Source organism: Methyloversatilis discipulorum (assembly GCF_000385375.1).
Taxonomy (GTDB): domain Bacteria; phylum Pseudomonadota; class Gammaproteobacteria; order Burkholderiales; family Rhodocyclaceae; genus Methyloversatilis; species Methyloversatilis discipulorum_A.
Genome location: NZ_ARVV01000001.1, coordinates 4,075,588 through 4,092,159, shown reverse-complemented (window position 1 = coordinate 4,092,159; position 16,572 = coordinate 4,075,588). Strand labels below are relative to the sequence as shown.

At 67.3% G+C, this 16,572-nt stretch carries 18 protein-coding genes; 12 read left to right on the top strand and 6 right to left on the bottom strand.

The genetic code is table 11. The annotated features are described in order from the left end of the window. The first annotated feature begins 2 nt into the window (after positions 1 to 2). Genes METRZ18153_RS0119010 through METRZ18153_RS0118995 form a run of 4 tightly spaced genes read left to right on the top strand, consistent with a single transcriptional unit; the run spans position 3 to position 5,941 of the window. Positions 3 to 1,226 (top strand): TolC family protein, encoded by a 1,224-nt coding sequence (locus METRZ18153_RS0119010; RefSeq protein ID WP_020166232.1) that lies wholly within the window; start codon positions 3 to 5, stop codon positions 1,224 to 1,226. Between the two features lie 42 nt (positions 1,227 to 1,268). After that, positions 1,269 to 2,426, top strand: coding sequence for an efflux RND transporter periplasmic adaptor subunit (locus METRZ18153_RS0119005; protein WP_020166231.1), 1,158 nt, complete (start codon positions 1,269 to 1,271; stop codon positions 2,424 to 2,426). Positions 2,427 to 2,474: 48 nt separating this feature from the next. Further along, positions 2,475 to 5,576 (top strand): efflux RND transporter permease subunit, encoded by a 3,102-nt coding sequence (locus METRZ18153_RS0119000; protein WP_020166230.1) that lies wholly within the window; start codon positions 2,475 to 2,477, stop codon positions 5,574 to 5,576. 26 nt (positions 5,577 to 5,602) lie between these two features. After that, a complete protein-coding gene (locus tag METRZ18153_RS0118995) occupies positions 5,603 to 5,941 on the top strand; it encodes a P-II family nitrogen regulator (protein ID WP_020166229.1) in 339 nt (112 codons plus the stop codon). A 21-nt stretch (positions 5,942 to 5,962) separates the two neighbouring features. Here the strand turns inward: METRZ18153_RS0118995 and METRZ18153_RS0118990 are convergent, their stop codons facing one another. From METRZ18153_RS0118990 to METRZ18153_RS0118980, 3 genes are all read right to left on the bottom strand, one after another. After that, positions 5,963 to 6,160: an oxidoreductase-like domain-containing protein gene (locus METRZ18153_RS0118990; RefSeq protein ID WP_020166228.1), complete on the bottom strand. Its 198-nt coding sequence runs from the start codon at positions 6,158 to 6,160 to the stop codon at positions 5,963 to 5,965. Further along, a complete protein-coding gene (locus METRZ18153_RS0118985; protein WP_020166227.1) occupies positions 6,157 to 6,519 on the bottom strand; it encodes an Hpt domain-containing protein in 363 nt (120 codons plus the stop codon). The genes METRZ18153_RS0118990 and METRZ18153_RS0118985 overlap by 4 nt, the downstream gene beginning before the upstream one ends. Positions 6,520 to 6,597: 78 nt before the next feature. Beyond that, positions 6,598 to 6,924 (bottom strand): DUF1840 domain-containing protein, encoded by a 327-nt coding sequence (locus METRZ18153_RS0118980; protein WP_020166226.1) that lies wholly within the window; start codon positions 6,922 to 6,924, stop codon positions 6,598 to 6,600. A 60-nt stretch (positions 6,925 to 6,984) separates the two neighbouring features. Here METRZ18153_RS0118980 and METRZ18153_RS0118975 point away from each other — a divergent pair, with 60 nt between their 5' ends. The 7 genes from METRZ18153_RS0118975 to METRZ18153_RS0118945 all read left to right on the top strand — a co-directional run bounded on the left by METRZ18153_RS0118975 (position 6,985) and on the right by METRZ18153_RS0118945 (position 11,380). Then, positions 6,985 to 7,875 carry an ROK family protein gene (locus METRZ18153_RS0118975; protein WP_020166225.1) on the top strand — a complete coding sequence of 297 codons (891 nt, stop codon included), beginning with the start codon at positions 6,985 to 6,987 and terminating at the stop codon, positions 7,873 to 7,875. A gap of 115 nt (positions 7,876 to 7,990) precedes the next feature. Beyond that, positions 7,991 to 8,257, top strand: coding sequence for a BufA1 family periplasmic bufferin-type metallophore (locus METRZ18153_RS0118970; protein WP_019916302.1), 267 nt, complete (start codon positions 7,991 to 7,993; stop codon positions 8,255 to 8,257). A 41-nt stretch (positions 8,258 to 8,298) separates the two neighbouring features. Next, positions 8,299 to 9,138, top strand: a complete 840-nt coding sequence (bufB, locus tag METRZ18153_RS0118965) for an MNIO family bufferin maturase (protein ID WP_020166224.1) — start codon at positions 8,299 to 8,301, stop codon at positions 9,136 to 9,138. Further along, positions 9,122 to 9,919: an HvfC/BufC N-terminal domain-containing protein gene (locus METRZ18153_RS0118960; protein ID WP_020166223.1), complete on the top strand. Its 798-nt coding sequence runs from the start codon at positions 9,122 to 9,124 to the stop codon at positions 9,917 to 9,919. Before bufB ends, METRZ18153_RS0118960 begins: the two co-directional genes overlap by 17 nt. After that, positions 9,916 to 10,380: a DoxX family protein gene (locus METRZ18153_RS0118955; RefSeq protein WP_020166222.1), complete on the top strand. Its 465-nt coding sequence runs from the start codon at positions 9,916 to 9,918 to the stop codon at positions 10,378 to 10,380. The genes METRZ18153_RS0118960 and METRZ18153_RS0118955 overlap by 4 nt, the downstream gene beginning before the upstream one ends. A gap of 88 nt (positions 10,381 to 10,468) precedes the next feature. Continuing rightward, positions 10,469 to 10,963, top strand: a complete 495-nt coding sequence (locus METRZ18153_RS0118950) for a hypothetical protein (RefSeq protein WP_020166221.1) — start codon at positions 10,469 to 10,471, stop codon at positions 10,961 to 10,963. A gap of 39 nt (positions 10,964 to 11,002) precedes the next feature. After that, on the top strand, positions 11,003 to 11,380 hold the full coding sequence (locus METRZ18153_RS0118945) for a hypothetical protein (protein WP_020166220.1): 378 nt from the start codon (positions 11,003 to 11,005) through the stop codon (positions 11,378 to 11,380). 75 nt (positions 11,381 to 11,455) lie between these two features. On the opposite strand, the gene METRZ18153_RS0118940 is transcribed toward METRZ18153_RS0118945, so the two are convergent. Both METRZ18153_RS0118940 and METRZ18153_RS0118935 read right to left on the bottom strand, forming a co-directional pair. Continuing rightward, positions 11,456 to 11,908 carry a PA2169 family four-helix-bundle protein gene (locus tag METRZ18153_RS0118940; protein WP_020166219.1) on the bottom strand — a complete coding sequence of 151 codons (453 nt, stop codon included), beginning with the start codon at positions 11,906 to 11,908 and terminating at the stop codon, positions 11,456 to 11,458. A 144-nt stretch (positions 11,909 to 12,052) separates the two neighbouring features. Next, complete coding sequence (locus METRZ18153_RS0118935; RefSeq protein WP_020166218.1) at positions 12,053 to 14,056, bottom strand: methyl-accepting chemotaxis protein; 2,004 nt, start codon at positions 14,054 to 14,056, stop codon at positions 12,053 to 12,055. 196 nt (positions 14,057 to 14,252) lie between these two features. Between METRZ18153_RS0118935 and METRZ18153_RS0118930 the strand changes: the two genes are divergently transcribed. Further along, a complete protein-coding gene (locus METRZ18153_RS0118930) occupies positions 14,253 to 14,792 on the top strand; it encodes a GNAT family N-acetyltransferase (RefSeq protein WP_020166217.1) in 540 nt (179 codons plus the stop codon). On the opposite strand, the gene METRZ18153_RS0118925 is transcribed toward METRZ18153_RS0118930, so the two are convergent. Then, positions 14,789 to 16,534 carry a pyrroloquinoline quinone-dependent dehydrogenase gene (locus METRZ18153_RS0118925; RefSeq protein WP_020166216.1) on the bottom strand — a complete coding sequence of 582 codons (1,746 nt, stop codon included), beginning with the start codon at positions 16,532 to 16,534 and terminating at the stop codon, positions 14,789 to 14,791. The genes METRZ18153_RS0118930 and METRZ18153_RS0118925 overlap by 4 nt on opposite strands. Positions 16,535 to 16,572: the final 38 nt, after the last annotated feature.

The following is a 16,572-nucleotide window of genomic DNA, read 5'->3' as shown; positions in this document are numbered from 1 at the left end:
TCATGAAAACAAAAGCCATCGCCCTTCTGGCCGCCCTCGGCCTGTGTGCGCACGCGGCAGGGGCCGCCGAGCGCTACACACTGGGCCAGCTGCAGACGCTGGCCCTGCAGTCCAACGCATCGCTCGGCGCCGCGCGCGCCGACGTCGATGTCAGCCGCGCCGACACCTTGACCGCCCGCGCCTATCCGAATCCGGAACTCGAGGTGATGGGCGGCGACCGCAATTCGCGTGGTCCCAATCTGGCGCCGGGTTCGCTCGGCTCGATCACGCTGTCGCAGCGCTTCGACTACCCGTCGCAGCGCGACGCCCGTCTGCGCGTGGCAGAAGCGGGCATCACGTCCGCCATGTCCGGCGCCCAGGCTTACGAGGTGGATCTGCTGACCCGCCTGAAGCAGAGCTTCTACGCCGTCATCCGCCATGAGCGCGAGCTGGGCGCCGCACGCGAGGACCTCGAACTGGCCAAGGCCATCCGCAACCGTGTCGAGGTGCGGGTCAATACCGGGGAAGCACCGCGCTACGAACTGATCCGCGCCGATACCGAGCTGCTGAGCGCGCAGAAGAACGCCGACGCGGCCGAGCTGCGCATTGCGCAGTCCAAGGCGCGACTGCGCGGACTGGTCGGCGGCGTGCTGCCGATCGACTACGAACTGCAGGGCGATCTGGTGAACGACGTCGAGCTGCCGCCGCTGGAAAAGCTGCGCGAGGACATGCTGACGCGCAATCCGGAGATCGCCCGCCTGCGCGCCGAGATCGAGCGCGCGAAGGAACAGATCGAACTGGAAAAGCTGCGCCGCATGCCGGAACTGTCGTTCAAGCTCGGCCGCGACCAGGACCCGGAGTACGAAGCCAACCGCATCGGCGTCGCCGTCAGCATTCCGCTGTTCGACCGTCGCCAGGGCCAGATCGCGCAGGCCAGCGCGATCGGCGAACGCAATCGCATGGCGCTCGAAGGGCGCATGTTCGAACTGCAGCAGCAGCTCGACGCCGCCTACCGGCAGTACGACCTGTCGCGCACCCAGGTGTCGGCACTGGAGAGCGGCATCGTGCGCCAGGCCGAAGCCGCTCTGAAGGTGGCCGAGGCGGCGTACAAGTTCGGCGAGCGCGGCATCCTCGAAGTGCTGGATGCGCAGCGCACCTTCCGCGCCGTCCGCAACGAGCTGATCAGCGCCCGCTACGAACTGATCAATGCCGTCGCCGAAATCGAACGCCTTGGCGCCCTGCGCTGAGCCGGCTCACGCACAACGAATTCATCCACATTCCGATCCGCTATGAAACTTATCCAACGCCCCCTGCTGTGCGCCGGACTGCTCGGCGTCTCCCTTCTGCTCGGTGCCTGCTCCGAAGAGTCCGATACCGCGGCACCGACGGCCGCTGCGGCGCCGGTCGACCCCAATCTGGTCCAGGCCGGTGACAACCTCGGCAACATCATCAAGCTCGGCACGGTCAGCCGTATGGAACTGTCGGACACGCTGCGCGTGGCCGGCCAGGTCGATTTCGACGAACAGCGGGTGACCCGCATCGGCGCCACGGTGACCGGCCGCGTGACCGAACTGACCGCGATGCTGGGCCAGCAGGTGAAGGTGGGCGACACGCTGGCGGTGCTCAACAGCACCGAGCTGGGCGCCGCCCAGCTTGCCTACATGAAGGCGCGTGCGCAGGCGCAGCTGAACGAACGCAATGTCGAGCGCGCGCAGCAGCTGTTCGCGGCCGACGTGATCGGCAGCGCCGAACTGCAGCGCCGCGAGAGCGAACTGTCGATTTCGCGTGCCGAAATGCGCGCCGCCGCCGACCAGCTGCGCGTGCTCGGCGTGTCGTCGAAGTCGCTGGAGAAGCTGACGTCGACCGGGGCCATCAATTCGGTGTCGCCGGTGGTGGCGACGATGGCCGGCACCGTGGTCGAACGCCTGGTCGCCCAGGGTCAGGTGGTGCAGCCGAGCGAGGTCATGTTCACGGTGGCCGACCTGTCGCGCGTCTGGGTCGAGGCGGAAGTGCCGGAACAGCAGGCCGCCGCGGTGCAGCCGGGCCAGACCATCCAGGTCGAAATCCCGGCGCTCGGCCAGCAGCTGACCGCCAAGCTCATCTTCATCGCCGACACCGTCAACCCGATGACGCGGACCATCATGGTACGCAGCGAGCTGGACAACAGCGACCGTTCGCTGAAGCCGGCGATGCTGGCGACGGTGCTGATCCAGGGGCGCCCGACCGCGCGTCTGGTCGTGCCTGACACCGCCATCGTGCGCGAGAACAACAAGGACTACCTGTTCGTCGAGGTCGGTCCGCAGCAGTTCAAGCTGACCGAAGTCGCGCTCGGCCCGGCCATCGGCACCATGCGGCCGGTGCTGGGTGGCGTGGCCGAAGGCACGAAGGTGGTGACCGAGGGCGCCTTTCATCTGAACAACGAGCGCAAGCGCAAGGAACTCGAATGAGAACCGCACGACTTCGCGCCAACGCTGAACGGATGAACTGGAGACGCCATGATTGAATCCCTCGTGCGCGGGGCGCTCAAACAGCGCCTCGTCATCGTCGTCGTCGCGCTGTGTCTGCTGGCCTTTGGCCTCGACGCGGCGCGCAAGCTGTCGGTGGATGCCTTCCCCGACGTGACCAACGTTCAGGTGCAGATCGCCACCGACGCCACCGGCCGTTCGCCGGAGGAGGTCGAGCGCTTCATCACCGTGCCGATCGAGATCGGCATGACCGGTCTGCCCGGCCTGACCGAAATGCGCTCGCTGAACAAGCCGGGCCTGTCGCTGATCACGCTGGTGTTCACCGACAAGACCGACGTCTATTTCGCGCGTCAGCTGGTGATGGAACGGCTGCTCGAAGTGCGTGACCGCATGCCTGCCGGCGTGGTGCCGGTGCTCGGTCCGGTGTCCACCGGTCTGGGCGAGGTCTATCAGTACACGCTGGTGCGCCCGGACGACGGCGACCGCGAACTGACGCAGGCCGAACTGACCGAGCGCCGCACCATCCAGGACTGGGTGGTGCGCCCGCTGCTGCGCTCGACGCGTGGCGTGGCAGAGATCAACTCGCAGGGCGGCTACCAGAAGCAGTACAAAGTGCTGGTGAATCCTGATCGCCTGCGCCACTACCAGATCACGGTCAAGGACGTGTACGAGGCGCTGGCGCGCAACAACGCCAATGCCGGTGGCGGCGTGCTGCCTCAGAACGCGGAGCAGTACCTGATCCGCGGCGTCGGTCTGGTGAAGGACCTGGACGACATCCGCCTCATCGTCGTCAAGGAGGTGGATGGCACGCCGGTCTATATCCGCGACGTGGCCGAGGTCGCCTTCGGCCACGCGGTGCGCGTCGGTGCGGTGGTCAAGAACGGCACGACCGAAGCGGTCGGCGGCGTCGTCATGATGATGGCCGGCGGCAACGCCAAGGCCGTGGTGTCGGACATCAAGAAGAAGGTGGCCGACATCAACGACAACAACATGCTGCCCGGCGGCCTGAAGATCGAGGCCTACTACGACCGCTCGGAACTGGTCGATGCGGCGCTCGCCACCGTGATCAAGGTGCTGATCGAAGGCGTCATCTTCGTCGTCATCGTGCTCTACCTCTTCCTCGGCGACCTGCGTTCGTCGGTCATCGTGATCGCCACGCTGGTGGTGACGCCGCTGGTCACCTTCATGGCGATGAACCAGCTGGGCCTGTCCGCCAACCTGATGTCGCTGGGCGGTCTGGCCATCGCCATCGGTCTGATGGTGGACGGCTCGGTGGTGGTGGTCGAGAACGCCTTCGAACGCCTCGGTCACGCGAAGGAGGAAGGCGAAAGCCGCATCCGCGTCATTCTTTCCGCGGTGATGGAGGTGGCGACACCGGTCATTTTCGGCATCGGCATCATCATTCTGGTGTTCCTGCCGCTGATGACGCTGCAGGGCATGGAAGGCAAGATGTTCGCGCCGCTGGCCTACACCATCGCCATCGCGCTGTTCGTGTCGCTGGTGCTGTCGCTGACGCTGACGCCGGTGCTGTCGAGCTATCTGCTCAAGGGTGGTGCCGAGCACGACACCTGGCTGATCCGCACGATGAAGAAGCCTTATGTGCCGATGCTCGAGTGGGCGGTCGCCAACAGCAAGAAGACGGTATCGCTGGCGGTGGCGGCCTTCATCGGCGCCATCCTGCTGCTGCCTTTCCTTGGCACCGCCTTCATTCCGGAAATGAAGGAAGGGTCGGTGGTGCCGGCGATGGACCGTGTGCCCAACATTTCGCTGCAGGAATCGCTGCGCATGGAGCGCGAGGCGATGCGTCTGGTGATGGAGGTGCCGGGCGTCAAGTCGGCGGTGTCCGGCGTCGGCCGCGGCGAGTCGCCGGCCGATCCGCAGTCGCAGAACGAATCCACGCCCATCGTGTCGCTGAAGCCGCGTGACGAGTGGCCGGAAGGCTGGACGCAGGAAACCATCCAGGAGCAGATCCGCGAGAAGCTGAAGGCGCTGCCTGGCGTGAACATCATCATGGCGCAGCCGATTTCCGACCGCGTCGACGAGATGGTGACCGGTGTGCGTGCCGACGTGGCGGTGAAGATCTTCGGCGACGACCTCGATCTGCTGAAATCCAAGGCCGACGAGATCGCCCGCGTTGCACGCGGCGTGCAGGGCGCGAGCGAGATCAAGATCGAACGGGTGACCGGTCAGCAGTACCTGACGGTCGAGATCGACCGGCCGACCATCGCCCGCTACGGCCTCAACGTGGGCGACGTGAACGACCTGATCGAAGCGGCCATCGGTGGCCGTCACGTGACCGACGTGTTCGAGGGCGAGCGGCGATTTGCCGCGGTGGTGCGTCTGCCGGAGCGCTTCCGCGACAACATCGAGGCGATCCGCAACATGCTGGTGCCGACGCCTGACGGTGCGCAGATCCCGCTGTCCAGCCTGGCCACCATCGACGTGCGCGACGGCCCGGCGCAGATTTCGCGCGAAACCGGCAAGCGCCGCATCGTCATCGGCATCAACGTGGCGAACCGCGACCTCGGTGGTTTCGTCGCCGAACTGCAGCAGAAGGTGAAGGCCCAGGTGCAGTTGCCGGAGGCCTACTACTTCGAGTGGGGCGGCCAGTTCCAGAACATGGAGCGCGCGCTCGGCCACCTGTCGGTCATCGTGCCGATCACCGTGGCGGCGATCTTCTTCCTGCTCTTCCTGCTGTTCGGGTCGCTGCGCTTCGCCACCCTCATCATCACCGTGCTGCCTTTCGCCTCGATCGGTGGCGTGATCGGCCTGTTCATCAGTGGCGAATACCTGTCGGTGCCGGCATCGGTGGGCTTCATCGCGCTGTGGGGCATTGCGACGCTGAACGGTGTGGTGCTGGTGTCCTACATCCGCGGTCTGCGCAACGAAGGCATGGAGCTGATGCAGGCGGTGGTGCAGGGCGCCAAGATGCGCTTCCGGCCGGTCATGATGACGGCCACCGTTGCGCTGCTCGGCCTGGTGCCCTTCCTGTTTGCCACCGGTCCCGGCTCCGAAGTCCAGCGTCCGCTGGCCATCGTGGTGATCGGCGGTCTGATCACCTGCACGCTGCTCACGCTGGTGGTGGTACCGGCGCTGTACACCTGGTTCGACGACAAGCCGTTTGAAGCTTGAGCGAACATCGAAGACGGAGATACGACATGAAGGAAATTCGCGCCATCATCCGGCCGAACAAGCTGCCGAAACTGCGCACCGTATTGCGTGAAATGCCGGGCTTCCCGGGCATGACGGTGAGCAAGGTCGAGGGCTTCGGTGCGCCGAGCGAGCACACGCCGCACAACATCAAGGAGGAGCTGACGGACTACTCCGCCAAGGTGCGCATCGAAATCGTCGCGCCCGACGAAAAGGTCGACGACATCGTGCGCCGCATCATCAGCGTCGCCTGCACCGGCCAGACCGGCGACGGTCTGGTCTGGGTGGTGCCGATCGACCGGGCGGTATTCATCAACAAGACCACCATCGGGTCGCCGCAGGGCTGATCCACTGTGCGCCCGCGCCGGTTACAGGTGCGGGCGCTCTTCCGGATGCCGCTGCAGCCAGGCAGCGTAGCGGCGTTCGTACTCCAGCTTCTCTTCCTGATAGACGGTCCATACGCAGCGCTCGCAACCGGATTCGCAGCACTCGGAGTCCATCGGCATGGCGGGCGGAACGGGGGCGACATCCTCGTCGAGCGATGCGGCCGACAGCATTTCGGTCATAGGCGGAAGCGGGCGGTAATGAGACGGGCCGCATTGTCGTACTCGCCGTCGAGCCGCGCCAGTGCGATCGTTGCTGCGCTGCAATCGGCGCCACCTTCTCGCAGCGCGCATTCCAGCGCCTGAGCGCTCGCCGACAGGCTGGCCGCACCCACATTGCTGCAACTGCCCTTCAGCGCATGCGCCGCGCAGATGGCGGCGCCGAGCTCGCCGTCGTGAAGAGCGCGGTACACGGTCTGCAGCGTGCGCGGCGTGTCCTGCAACCAGGCACGCAGCACTTCATCGATGACCGGTCCGAGCATGTCCTGCAATTCGGCCAGTCGTGCGTCGTCGAGTATCGGAGGTGCGGTGGTGGTCGGCATGGTGCGCGGACGGTGTCGTCGGGTAAACAGTCGGTGTCGCACACATCAACGACCGGCGCCGCCGCGCCTTGAGCGTCCTCAGCTTTCCCAGATCACCGGCTGTTTCGCCTTCAGCGCACGTTCGAGCTGCTCGATCAGCGGTGCCGCGCGCTGTGCCAGCGACACCGGCATCAGCATGGCCGGCGGCTTATCCTCGGCGCCGTCGTCGTCCTGTGGCTGGGCGCGCTCGGCGTCCCGGCTCGCGGCGGCGGCCTGCTTCAGCGCATCGATGGCGGCCGGCAGCTGCTCCAGCGTGATAATGCCCTTGGTGTCGAAGGGCTTGCCCATCAGCGACAGCAGCTGTCTGGCGTTGTCGCCGAACATGATGGTGTCGGCGGTTGCACGTGATTTGAAGGTGATGATCATGAGAGCGGGAATCCTGTTGAAACCGAAAGCGATTGTCGCGCGGAAAGCGGTGGCGGCGCCATGCGCATAGGCGTCGATCTGGGCGGTACCAAGACCGAACTGATCGCCATCGACGACGACGGGTCCGTGCGCCTGCGTCGACGCGCGCCGACACCGGCCGGCGACTACGCGGCGACGGTGGCGCTGATCGCCGGCATGGTGACGCAGGCCGAGCGCGAACTGGGCGTGCGCGCCAGCGTCGGCATTGGCACACCGGGTTCGCAGTCGCCGGTCGACGGTCGCATGCGCAATGCCAACTCGACCTGTCTCAACGGCCAGCCGCTCAAGCAGGACGTCGAAGCGGCGCTCGGTCGCACCGTGCGGCTGGCCAACGACGCCAACTGCTTTGCGCTGTCCGAGGCGGTCGATGGTGCCGGCCGTGGTGCCGACGTCGTGTTCGGCGTCATCCTCGGTACCGGCGTCGGTGGCGGCGTCGTGGTCCACGGTCGCGTGCTGCAGGGCGCCAATGGCGTTGCCGGCGAGTGGGGGCACAACCCGCTGCCGCCGGGCGACGACACCGGCGGCCATGCACCGGCCTGCTACTGCGGCCGCCACGGCTGCGTCGAAACCTGGCTGTCCGGCCCGGCGCTGGCCGCCGACCACCTGCGGACGAGCGGCGAGACGGCGGCGCCGGAGCGCATCGTCGCCCGCGCCGCGGATGGCGACGCCGCCTGCGAGGCGACGCTGCGACGCTACGAGGCGCGGCTGGCGAGGGCGCTGGCCGGCGTCATCAATCTGCTCGATCCGGACGTGATCGTGCTCGGCGGCGGTCTGTCCTCGATCGGACGGCTGTACCAGCGGGTACCGCAGCTGTGGGCGCCCCATGTGTTCTCCGACCGTATCGTCACCCGGCTGTGTCCGCCGCTGCACGGCGATTCGTCCGGGGTGCGCGGTGCCGCCTGGCTGTGGTGAGCGCGCCGCGAAATATTTCACGACGGTGGCGGTAAGGTTGTCGCCGGCCGCGGGTCTACTGCCGTGCAAAGCCATTCAGGCGGCTTACAGCCTGTCACTTCAGAGGAGTACATCAATGAGCAAATCCGTTGCACTGCATGCCGCACTCGCTTCCGTCCTCGCGCTCGGCGTGGTCGCCAATCCCGCTTTCGCCGCCGATGACAAGGGCAAGGAGAAGTGTTACGGCGTCGCCAAGAAGGGCGCCAACGACTGCGCTTCGGCCAACGGCAGCCACAGCTGTGCCGGTCAGGCCAAGATGGACAACGACCCGAACGAGTGGAAGTTCGTCGCCGCCGGCACCTGCGAGAAGATGGGTGGCAAGACGATGGCGCCGGGCAAGTAATCGGAGCGCAGCCGGCGCGCTCGTCGCGCCGGCTTCCCGACATGAAAACCGCATCTCCAACCGGCATCGGCCTGCGCCAGCCCCACTATGCACGTGTGCTCGAAGAGCGCCCGCCGCTGGGCTTCCTCGAAGTGCACAGCGAGAATTTCTTCCACGACGGCGGCGCTGCGCTGCAGGTGCTGCAGCGTGCGCGCGAGTGCTATCCGCTGAGTCTGCACGGCGTCGGTCTGGCACTGGCATCGGCCGACGGCGGCGGCGACGCGCACGTCGACCGGCTGGCCGCGCTGGTCGATCGCTTCGAGCCGGCGCTGGTGTCGGAACATCTTTGCTGGGGTCGCATCGGCGATCGTCATTACAACGACCTGCTGCCCTTCCCCTACACCAGTGAGGCGCTGGCGCTGGTCGCCGGCCGGGTGTCCGCGCTGCAGGACAGGCTGAAGCGGCCGGTGCTGCTCGAAAACCTGTCGGCCTACGTGCAGTTCCGCGACAGCGAAATGAGCGAAGCCGACTTCCTGGCCGAACTGGTCTGCCTGACCGGCTGCGGTCTGCTGCTCGATCTGAACAATCTGTACGTGAATGCGCGCAACTTCGGCGGCGACCCGCTGGACGCGCTCGACCGCCTGCCCATGCACGCGGTCGGCGAAATCCACCTGGCCGGTCACGCGGTGACCGAATACGGCCTGATCGACACCCACGGCAGCCGCGTCTGCGACGACGTATGGGCGCTGCTGCGCGACGTGCGGGCGCGCGGCGTTATCGCGCCGGCGCTGATCGAGTGGGACACCGACCTGCCCGATCTCGACCTGCTGCTGGCAGAGGCGGCGCAGGCCGACCGCGTCGGCGGCCTTGATCGGAGACTCGATCATGCACGCGCTGCGTGAAGTCCAGCGCCGCTTCGGCGCCGCGCTGTCGTCAGCCGACGGCGAGGACGACGCGCTGCCGCTGCTGGCGGGCGACGACGTTCGCAACCGCGCGCTGCTGTCGATCTACCGCGCCACCTCGATCGCCAACGCGACGGCGGCGCTGCGGCTGGCCTACCCGGTCTGCCGTCTGATCACCGGCGACGACTACTTCGATGCGCTGGCGCGCCGCTATCGCGCGGCCTGTCCGTCGAGCGACGGCGACCTGAACCGTTACGGCGAGCGCTTCGCCGCCTTCCTCGACGATTTCGAGCCGGTGCGCGCGCTGCCCTATCTGCCGGACGTCGCCCGTCTCGAATGGTCGGTGCATGTGGCGACGATGGCAGCCGACGCGCAGCCGGCCGGCGGCGAGCTGTTCGCCGGACTGGCGCCCGAGGCGCTGGCGGACTTGCGCCTGCAGATGACGCCCGGTTTCGCACTGCACGCCAGCCGCTGGCCGGTGGTCGACATCTGGCTGCAACACCAGCCGGAGGCCGATGGTTCGCATCAGCTCAAGCTCACCATCGACCTCGATCTGCCGCAACAGGCCGTCGTCTGGCGCGAAGGCCACCGGGTGCGCGTCGATGCGCTGCAACCGGCAACGCATGCCCTCTGGCGGGCGCTGGTCGATGGCGCGCCGATGGGCGAAGCGTGGGCTGCAGCCAGCGCGACCGACCCGCATTTCGATCTTGCAGCCGCCGTCACGCAGGCACTCGCTGGCGGCTGGCTGCATCTGCCTGAAACATTGGGAGAACCGACATGAACGCAGTCCTCCGTCTTTACGACCTTGCCACACCCTTTGCCCGTGTGGCCGATCTCGGCCGCCCGCTGCTGCTGCTCGCGCTGCGCCTGTTCATCGCGTCGGTCTTCTTCAAGGCCGGCCTGACCAAGATCGAGGACTGGGACACCACGCTTTTCCTGTTCACCGAGGAATACTCAGTGCCGCTGCTGCCGCCGGCGCTGGCCGCGCTGCTTGGCACTGCCGGCGAACTGCTGCTGCCGCCGCTGCTCGCCATCGGTCTGGCCGGTCGCTTCGCCGCGCTCGGACTGACCGTCGTCAATGCGATGGCGCTGCTGGCGTATCCTGCGCTGTGGGCTTTCGAGTGCCCGGCCGCCGTGCAGTCCCATCTGTGGTGGGGCGCCGGCCTGCTGGCTGTGCTCACCTTCGGGCCTGGCGTGCTGTCCGCCGATCACTGGCTGGTCCGCCGGCGCGCGACGCGGTGAAACATCCGGCAACACTGCGGACATCGTTTGCGGGAACATGACCCGCACCATGCCTGCCCCATTCATATTCCATCCAGGGCAAGTCATCGTGCATTCGAACAAAAATACCCTGTATGCGCTGCTCGCCAGCGCCTGTGTCATCGTCGCAGCACCGGCTGTCGCCAATGAGGGCAGCCATGTGCTGAGTCTGCAACTGGGCCCCTACGTCCACCACTGGGACCACGACCCGGACCACAAGAACACGCCCGGCCTGATCGGCCTCGAATACATGGCGCCGTCGCAATGGCTGGCCGGCGCATCCTTCCTGCGCAACTCCTTCGACCAGCCGACCGAGTACTACTACGCCGGCAAGCGCTGGGATCTGGACTCGATCAGTTCCAATCTGTACGTGAAGGTGACTGCCGGTGCGCTGCTCGGCTATACCGGTCGCTACGAGGACAAGATTCCGTTCAACCACAATGGTGTGGCCTTCGCCGTCATTCCGGCGCTCGGCTACCAGGTGGACCGCTACAGCGCGCAGGTGGCGCTGCTGGGCACCGCCGGCGTCATGTTCACCTTCGGCATTGATCTGGCGAAGTGGTGAACGTAGGCTGACGTTCCAGCTATCCGTCGAGGTCCATCCATGTCCATCAGTCTGCTCGGCGCCGTCAAGGCAGTCCCCTGGGGCGACGTCATCGCCGCCGCACCGTCTGTCGTGCAGGGCGCCAACGCGCTGTGGGAGCGTGTCGCGAAGAAGCGGAAGAAGGGTGAGGAGCCGTCGGTGGTCGCACCGCCCGGCGCCAGCGACGACGTGCGCATCGCTGCGCTGGAACAGGCGGTGACTGAGTTGCAGAAGGAGGCGCTCGCGTCGTCCCAGCTCATCCGCACGCTGGCCGAACAGAACGCGCAGCTGGTGGGAGAGATCGGGGCGCTCAGGTTGCGCGTCCGCGTGATCACCATCGCTGGAACCGGGCTGCTGGTGTTCGTCGTCATCGCGCTGGCGACCATGCTGTCGCGTTGAGCGCTTCAGGATGAAGCGGGAGAAGCAGCGTGCGGGACCGCCCGCAGGCGGTCCCCGTTGCGGGTGCCAGGCCGGTCAGGCCACGGCGCGATACTGATCGCGCAGCATGCGGATCTGGTCATGGTTGCGCTGCACACCGGCCAGCTGGCGCTGCACCACGATGCGCACGTCGGACGGCAGCGGCTGGAACAGCGCTTCGCGGTAGCGCTGCAGCGCCTTGTCCTCGCCGCGTTCGGCCTCGTTCAGCATGGCCACGTTGTCGTCACCCGGCAGTGCGCTGCGCAGTGACACCCAGCCACGGTGCAGGGCGCCGCTCACGGTGCCGCTGGTATCGGGTTCGCCGCCGGACGCGGCAACGATCTGCTGAAGTTCGAGTGCGGCCGCGCGGCATTCCAGCGCGCGGTTGTTGAACAGCGCCTTGAGCTGTCCGGCCTGGGCGTGTTCGGCGCATTCGTTGAAGCCGTACTCGCCGTCCTTGCAGGTCTCGATCAGGGTATTCAGGACTTCGATGACAGTGCGATTGCTCATGACGTCTCCTCGGTAATGAGTGCGGCGACTTGCCGCCGAGTCCTCATCCTAGGTGTGCGCTGCCATGAGGGCTGTGGGTGTCCGGCGTAGGACAGCGTAGTCCTGCGCCGACCCGGGCGGGATGTTCTCCCGCCCGCACCGTTTTTACAGCTTGAAGCGTCCGACCAGTTCGCCCAGGTGATCGGAGGCGCGACCGATCTGTGACAGCGTGGCCGAGGTGCGCTGGATCGCTTCGTCGGTGTTCTGCACCACTTCGGACGCCTGTTCCGCCGACTGTGCCAGCGCGGTGGTGGCGGCCGACTGCTCCTGTGTCGCTTCGGCGATCTCGCGTACCCGTTCGGCGGCGCGCTGCATGCCAGCTTCGATGCCGCCGATCTCCTCGGCCACGCGGGCGGCGCGTTCGACACCCGACTCGACCGCTTCGCGCGTGCTGTTCATGCTTTCCACCGCGCGGTCGGTTTCGCTGTGCATCGCGGCGATCATGTCGCGGATTTCGGTGGTGGCATTGCTGGTGCGTTCGGCCAGCTTGCGCACCTCGTCGGCGACGACGGCGAAGCCGCGGCCCTGCTCGCCGGCGCGGGCGGCTTCGATCGCGGCATTGAGCGCGAGCAGATTGGTCTGGTCGGCGATTTCACGGATCACCTGCACGATGCCGTTGATCTGCACCGAACGTTCGGCCAGGCCGGTCAGCGAGCCGGCCAGCGTTTCCATGCTGCCGGCGATGTCGCGCATATGCGTCTGCATGCCGCGCACCGCCTCGCCACTGCGCTGCGATGCGGTGTGCGTGTCCAGCATGACGCCATTGGCGTCGTTGGCGTGACTGGCGATATGGCCGATCGACACGGTGATTTCCTCGATGGTCGCCGCGTTGTCACCGGTGGTACCGGCCAGCGAGCGCGAACTGCCGGCGATGTGGCTGGTGGCGTCCGACACTTCGCGGATGCCGCCGACCAGCGTGTGGCTCTGATCGCGCACTTCGATGAACATGCGCTGCAGGCTGCCGAGGAAGGCGTTCACCGAGGTGGCGACACGACCCAGCTCGTCCCTGCTGCGGGTTTCCGGCAGGCGGCGCGTCAGGTCGCCTTCACCGCTGGCCAGCGCCTGCATCGCGTCGGCCAGGGTTTCCAGCGGCCGGGTCATCGCACCGAGCAGTGCGAACAGCACGCCGGCGGTCAGCAGCACGCTGACGATGCCCATGACGATGGCGGTGTTGCGCAGCGCGTTGGCCGACGCGGTGATCACGTCTTCCGGCACCGACACCACGCTGCCCCACCAGGCGTCGCCGTCGCTCAGCGACACGCGCTGCAGGAAGTGGCGCACGCCGGCGGCATCGCGCCACTGCAGGCTGCGACCTTCGCGCAGCGCGGCCAGTGCGTCGGCCGGCAGATCGGCGGCCGGCTTGCCGATGCGGGCGGCGTCGGTGTGCGCGACGACGAGGCCGGACGGCGCGTACAGCGCAACGGTGCCGACGTCGAAGGGCTTGATGCGGCCGAGGTCGTCGGCCAGCCGGTCGAGCGCCATATCGACGCCGGCGATGCCGGCAAAGCGGCCATTGACGGCCAGCGGCTTGACCAACGAGGTGATCAGCATCTTCCGGCCGCCGACCACGTATTCATAAGGCTCGGCGAGATAGGCGCGGCCGGTCTTCTTCGGCTGCTGGTAATAGTCACCGGCGCCCGGCTTGTCGTAATCGACCAGCGCTTCGACCGACAGCTTGTCGCCGCTGCGGCTCCAGTAGGGCACGAAGCGGCCGCTGGCGTCATGACCGGTGCTGCCGGCAAAGTCGGCATCGCGACCGTCGAAGGCGTTGGCTTCCCAGCCGGTGTAGACGCCCAGCAGTGCCGGGCGGCCTTCCAGCGTACGGCGCAGCAGGCGGCTGACCGCGTCGCGGTCGGGCGAGCCCTTCGCGTGCAGGCCTTCGAGCGACAGTGCCAGCGTGGACGACACGGCCATCGCTTCGTCGAGGTTGGCGCCGACGTCGTGCGCGACCGAGGCGGCCACGCTCTCGGCCCGTGCCAGACCCTGTTCCAGCACCGCCTGATGGCTGCGCCAGGCGAGCACCCCCAGCGTGACCGAGAAGCAGAGCAGGACGGTGATGACTGTGGATGCCAGCAGCTTGGTGCGCAGACTCAGGGCGTGCAGATTCATGATCGACCTCGTTCTTGAGTGAGAAGGGGTTGACGACGATCAAGAAAGTTTCTTTAGGGGAAAAATTTGTGAACGCAATGCACCATTTCCTGCCGGGCTGGAAGGGCGGCGCCAGACCGGCTATCTTCTTCGCCCCGTAATGTCCGATGCTGCCCCGACCGTGGATATCCTGACCCCTCGTCTGTTGCTGCGACCGATGAGCGCCGACTTCCTGCAGGCGTCGGCCGAGGGTTGCGGTGTGCGGGATCTGTCCGGGCTGATCGGTCTGACCGTCGCCGAGGACTGGCTCGCCGAAGCAGATCTGGCGGCACTGCGCCTGGCCGACCTGAGGTCTGACCCGGACTATGCGCCGTGGTCGGTGCGCGCCATCGCCCTGCGCGACAGCGGTGAAATGGTCGGCCACGCCGGCTTTCACACGCGGCCGGCACCGGAATATCTGCTGCCCTACGCGCCGGACGGCGTCGAGACCGGCTACACCATCTACCCGGCCCACCGCCGCCGCGGCCTCGGGCGAGAAGCGTTGATCGCGCTGCTGCGTTGGGCGCACCTCGATCAGGGCGTACCGCGCTTCATCGCGTCGGTGCGGCCGGACAATCTCGCTTCGTGCTCGCTTCTGGCCAGTACCGGCTTTCGCCGCATCGCCTCCTTCATCGACGAGGTCGATGGGCTGGAATACGTGATGCGGCTCGATCCGCCGGCGCTGCGCCGCCTGCTGAAGGCCGTAGACGACCTTTAGTCGGGCAGGCCGAACACGACGACCGCGTCGCCCTGGCGGTAGCCCCAGATCGCGCTGCCGCCGGCGGCCACCGCGACATAGGGCTTGCCGTCGAGCACATAGGCGATCGGCGGCGCATTGACGCCGGCTCCGGTCTGGAAGCGCCACAGCCGCTTGCCCGAGAGGCTGTCGAAGGCCGACAGATGGCCGTCGCCTTCGCCGGTGAACACGACGCCGGATTTCAGTGCCAGCACGCCGCCGATCAGCGGCTGATCGGTCTTCACCGTCCACTTCAGCCTGCCGCGCTGCTTCAGGTCGATCGCCGCCAGCACGCCCCATTGCGCCTCGTCCGCCGGTTCCATGCTGTCGTAGCGCTGCGCCGGTTTGTCGGCGGTGGCCGCACTTTCCTTGATCCAGTAGCGCATGGGCATGTGCATCGCGGCGACGAAGGCCAGCCCTCGTTGCGTGTCCACGGCCGCCGGAGACCAGTTCACGCCGCCGGCTACGCCCGGCGTGATGCGCGTGCCTTCGCGGCTGGCGGCGGCGAAAAGATTGTCCTGCGGCACGAAGGCGTCGGACTTGTAGAGCAGGGCGCCGGTGGCGCGGTCGTGCACGTAGAACCAGCCCAGCTTGGACGCCTGGCCGACCACCGGAACGACCCGGCCGTCCGGCTCGCGATGGTCGAACAGCAGCGGCGGGCTGGCGACGTCGTAGCCCCACTTGTCGTGCGGAATCTGCTGGAAGTGCCAGGCGTGGCGGCCAGTGCGGGCGTCGATGGCGACCAGCGAGGCGGTGTACAGGTTGTCGCCCGGGCGGGTGCTGTCATTGATCTGCGGGCTCGGGTTGCCGGTGCCGAAGTAGAGCAGACCGCTCTTCGCGTCGTAGGCCGGGGCGTTCCACACCGAGCCGCCGCCGTATTCCCAGGCGTCGGCGTACTTGCCGGCATTGGCGCGCTCTGCGGCGATGTCGCGGTTCAGCGGCAGGCCGTCGGCGGTGCGCTCGACGAAATCGCCTTCCCAGCCGCCGTCCTGCGGTTTGCGCACGGTGTCGAACTGCCACACGCGCTTGCCAGTCTTCGCGTCGAAGGCGGCGAGAAAGCCGATGCCGCCGTACTTGCCGGCGATGCCCACGACGGCGGCCAGCTGGCCGGCGCGTCCCTGGGCGTCGATGTGCAGGCCGTAGCCGACGCCGTTGATGCCAACGATCACCTTGCCGTCCACCACCAGCGGCGCCGCGGCCGCGCCCACCCCCGAGCCGCCGCCGACCTCGCCCTTGATGCCTTCGCCGCTTTCGGTCAGCGCGCTGTCCGGCCGCGCCAGTTCGATGTCCCAGGCCGGTTTGCCGGTGGCGGCGTCGAGCGCAACCAGGCGGGCGTCGACGGTGGCGACGAACACGCGGCCGTCATCCACCGCGACACCGCGGTTGGCTGGGCCGCAGCACAGCTTGTCGGTGCGCTTCCGGTGCGTGTAGCGCCAAAGCTCGGCGCCGCTGCGCGCATCCAGCGCCACCACGTGCGAACCGGGCAGCGACACGTACATGTGGCCGCCGGTGACAATGGGCGTCGCCTGGAAGGTTGCCGCGACACCGCTCTGGTAGATCCACTTCGGCACCAGCTTCATCACCGTCTTCGGCGTGATCGCCGGTAGGTCGGCCAGCCGCGTGTTGGCGTGGTCCAGACCGAAGGTGGGCCAGTCGCGGTCCTTCTGTGCGGCGGCGGGCAGGGCGAGCGCGAGCAGCGCGATGGGCAGGAGGTGGCGGCGCATGGTGTCCGGCGGTGACGGAAAGCGACGATGCTAGCGCA

What these genes read in the sequence shown, in the direction of transcription:
- METRZ18153_RS0118930 (WP_020166217.1), top strand. Translation starts at nt 14,253, where the DNA reads ATGAGCGCCGACTTCCTGCAGGCGTCGGCCGAGGGTTGCGGTGTGCGG.
- bufB (WP_020166224.1), top strand. Translation starts at nt 8,299, where the DNA reads ATGAAAACCGCATCTCCAACCGGCATCGGCCTGCGCCAGCCCCACTAT.
- METRZ18153_RS0118935 (WP_020166218.1), bottom strand. Translation starts at nt 14,056, where the DNA reads ATGAATCTGCACGCCCTGAGTCTGCGCACCAAGCTGCTGGCATCCACA.
- METRZ18153_RS0118980 (WP_020166226.1), bottom strand. Translation starts at nt 6,924, where the DNA reads ATGATCATCACCTTCAAATCACGTGCAACCGCCGACACCATCATGTTC.
- METRZ18153_RS0118955 (WP_020166222.1), top strand. Translation starts at nt 9,916, where the DNA reads ATGAACGCAGTCCTCCGTCTTTACGACCTTGCCACACCCTTTGCCCGT.
- METRZ18153_RS0118945 (WP_020166220.1), top strand. Translation starts at nt 11,003, where the DNA reads ATGTCCATCAGTCTGCTCGGCGCCGTCAAGGCAGTCCCCTGGGGCGAC.
- METRZ18153_RS0118970 (WP_019916302.1), top strand. Translation starts at nt 7,991, where the DNA reads ATGAGCAAATCCGTTGCACTGCATGCCGCACTCGCTTCCGTCCTCGCG.
- METRZ18153_RS0118960 (WP_020166223.1), top strand. Translation starts at nt 9,122, where the DNA reads ATGCACGCGCTGCGTGAAGTCCAGCGCCGCTTCGGCGCCGCGCTGTCG.
- METRZ18153_RS0118985 (WP_020166227.1), bottom strand. Translation starts at nt 6,519, where the DNA reads ATGCCGACCACCACCGCACCTCCGATACTCGACGACGCACGACTGGCC.
- METRZ18153_RS0118925 (WP_020166216.1), bottom strand. Translation starts at nt 16,534, where the DNA reads ATGCGCCGCCACCTCCTGCCCATCGCGCTGCTCGCGCTCGCCCTGCCC.
- METRZ18153_RS0118940 (WP_020166219.1), bottom strand. Translation starts at nt 11,908, where the DNA reads ATGAGCAATCGCACTGTCATCGAAGTCCTGAATACCCTGATCGAGACC.
- METRZ18153_RS0119000 (WP_020166230.1), top strand. Translation starts at nt 2,475, where the DNA reads ATGATTGAATCCCTCGTGCGCGGGGCGCTCAAACAGCGCCTCGTCATC.
- METRZ18153_RS0118975 (WP_020166225.1), top strand. Translation starts at nt 6,985, where the DNA reads ATGCGCATAGGCGTCGATCTGGGCGGTACCAAGACCGAACTGATCGCC.
- METRZ18153_RS0118990 (WP_020166228.1), bottom strand. Translation starts at nt 6,160, where the DNA reads ATGACCGAAATGCTGTCGGCCGCATCGCTCGACGAGGATGTCGCCCCC.
- METRZ18153_RS0119010 (WP_020166232.1), top strand. Translation starts at nt 3, where the DNA reads ATGAAAACAAAAGCCATCGCCCTTCTGGCCGCCCTCGGCCTGTGTGCG.
- METRZ18153_RS0119005 (WP_020166231.1), top strand. Translation starts at nt 1,269, where the DNA reads ATGAAACTTATCCAACGCCCCCTGCTGTGCGCCGGACTGCTCGGCGTC.
- METRZ18153_RS0118995 (WP_020166229.1), top strand. Translation starts at nt 5,603, where the DNA reads ATGAAGGAAATTCGCGCCATCATCCGGCCGAACAAGCTGCCGAAACTG.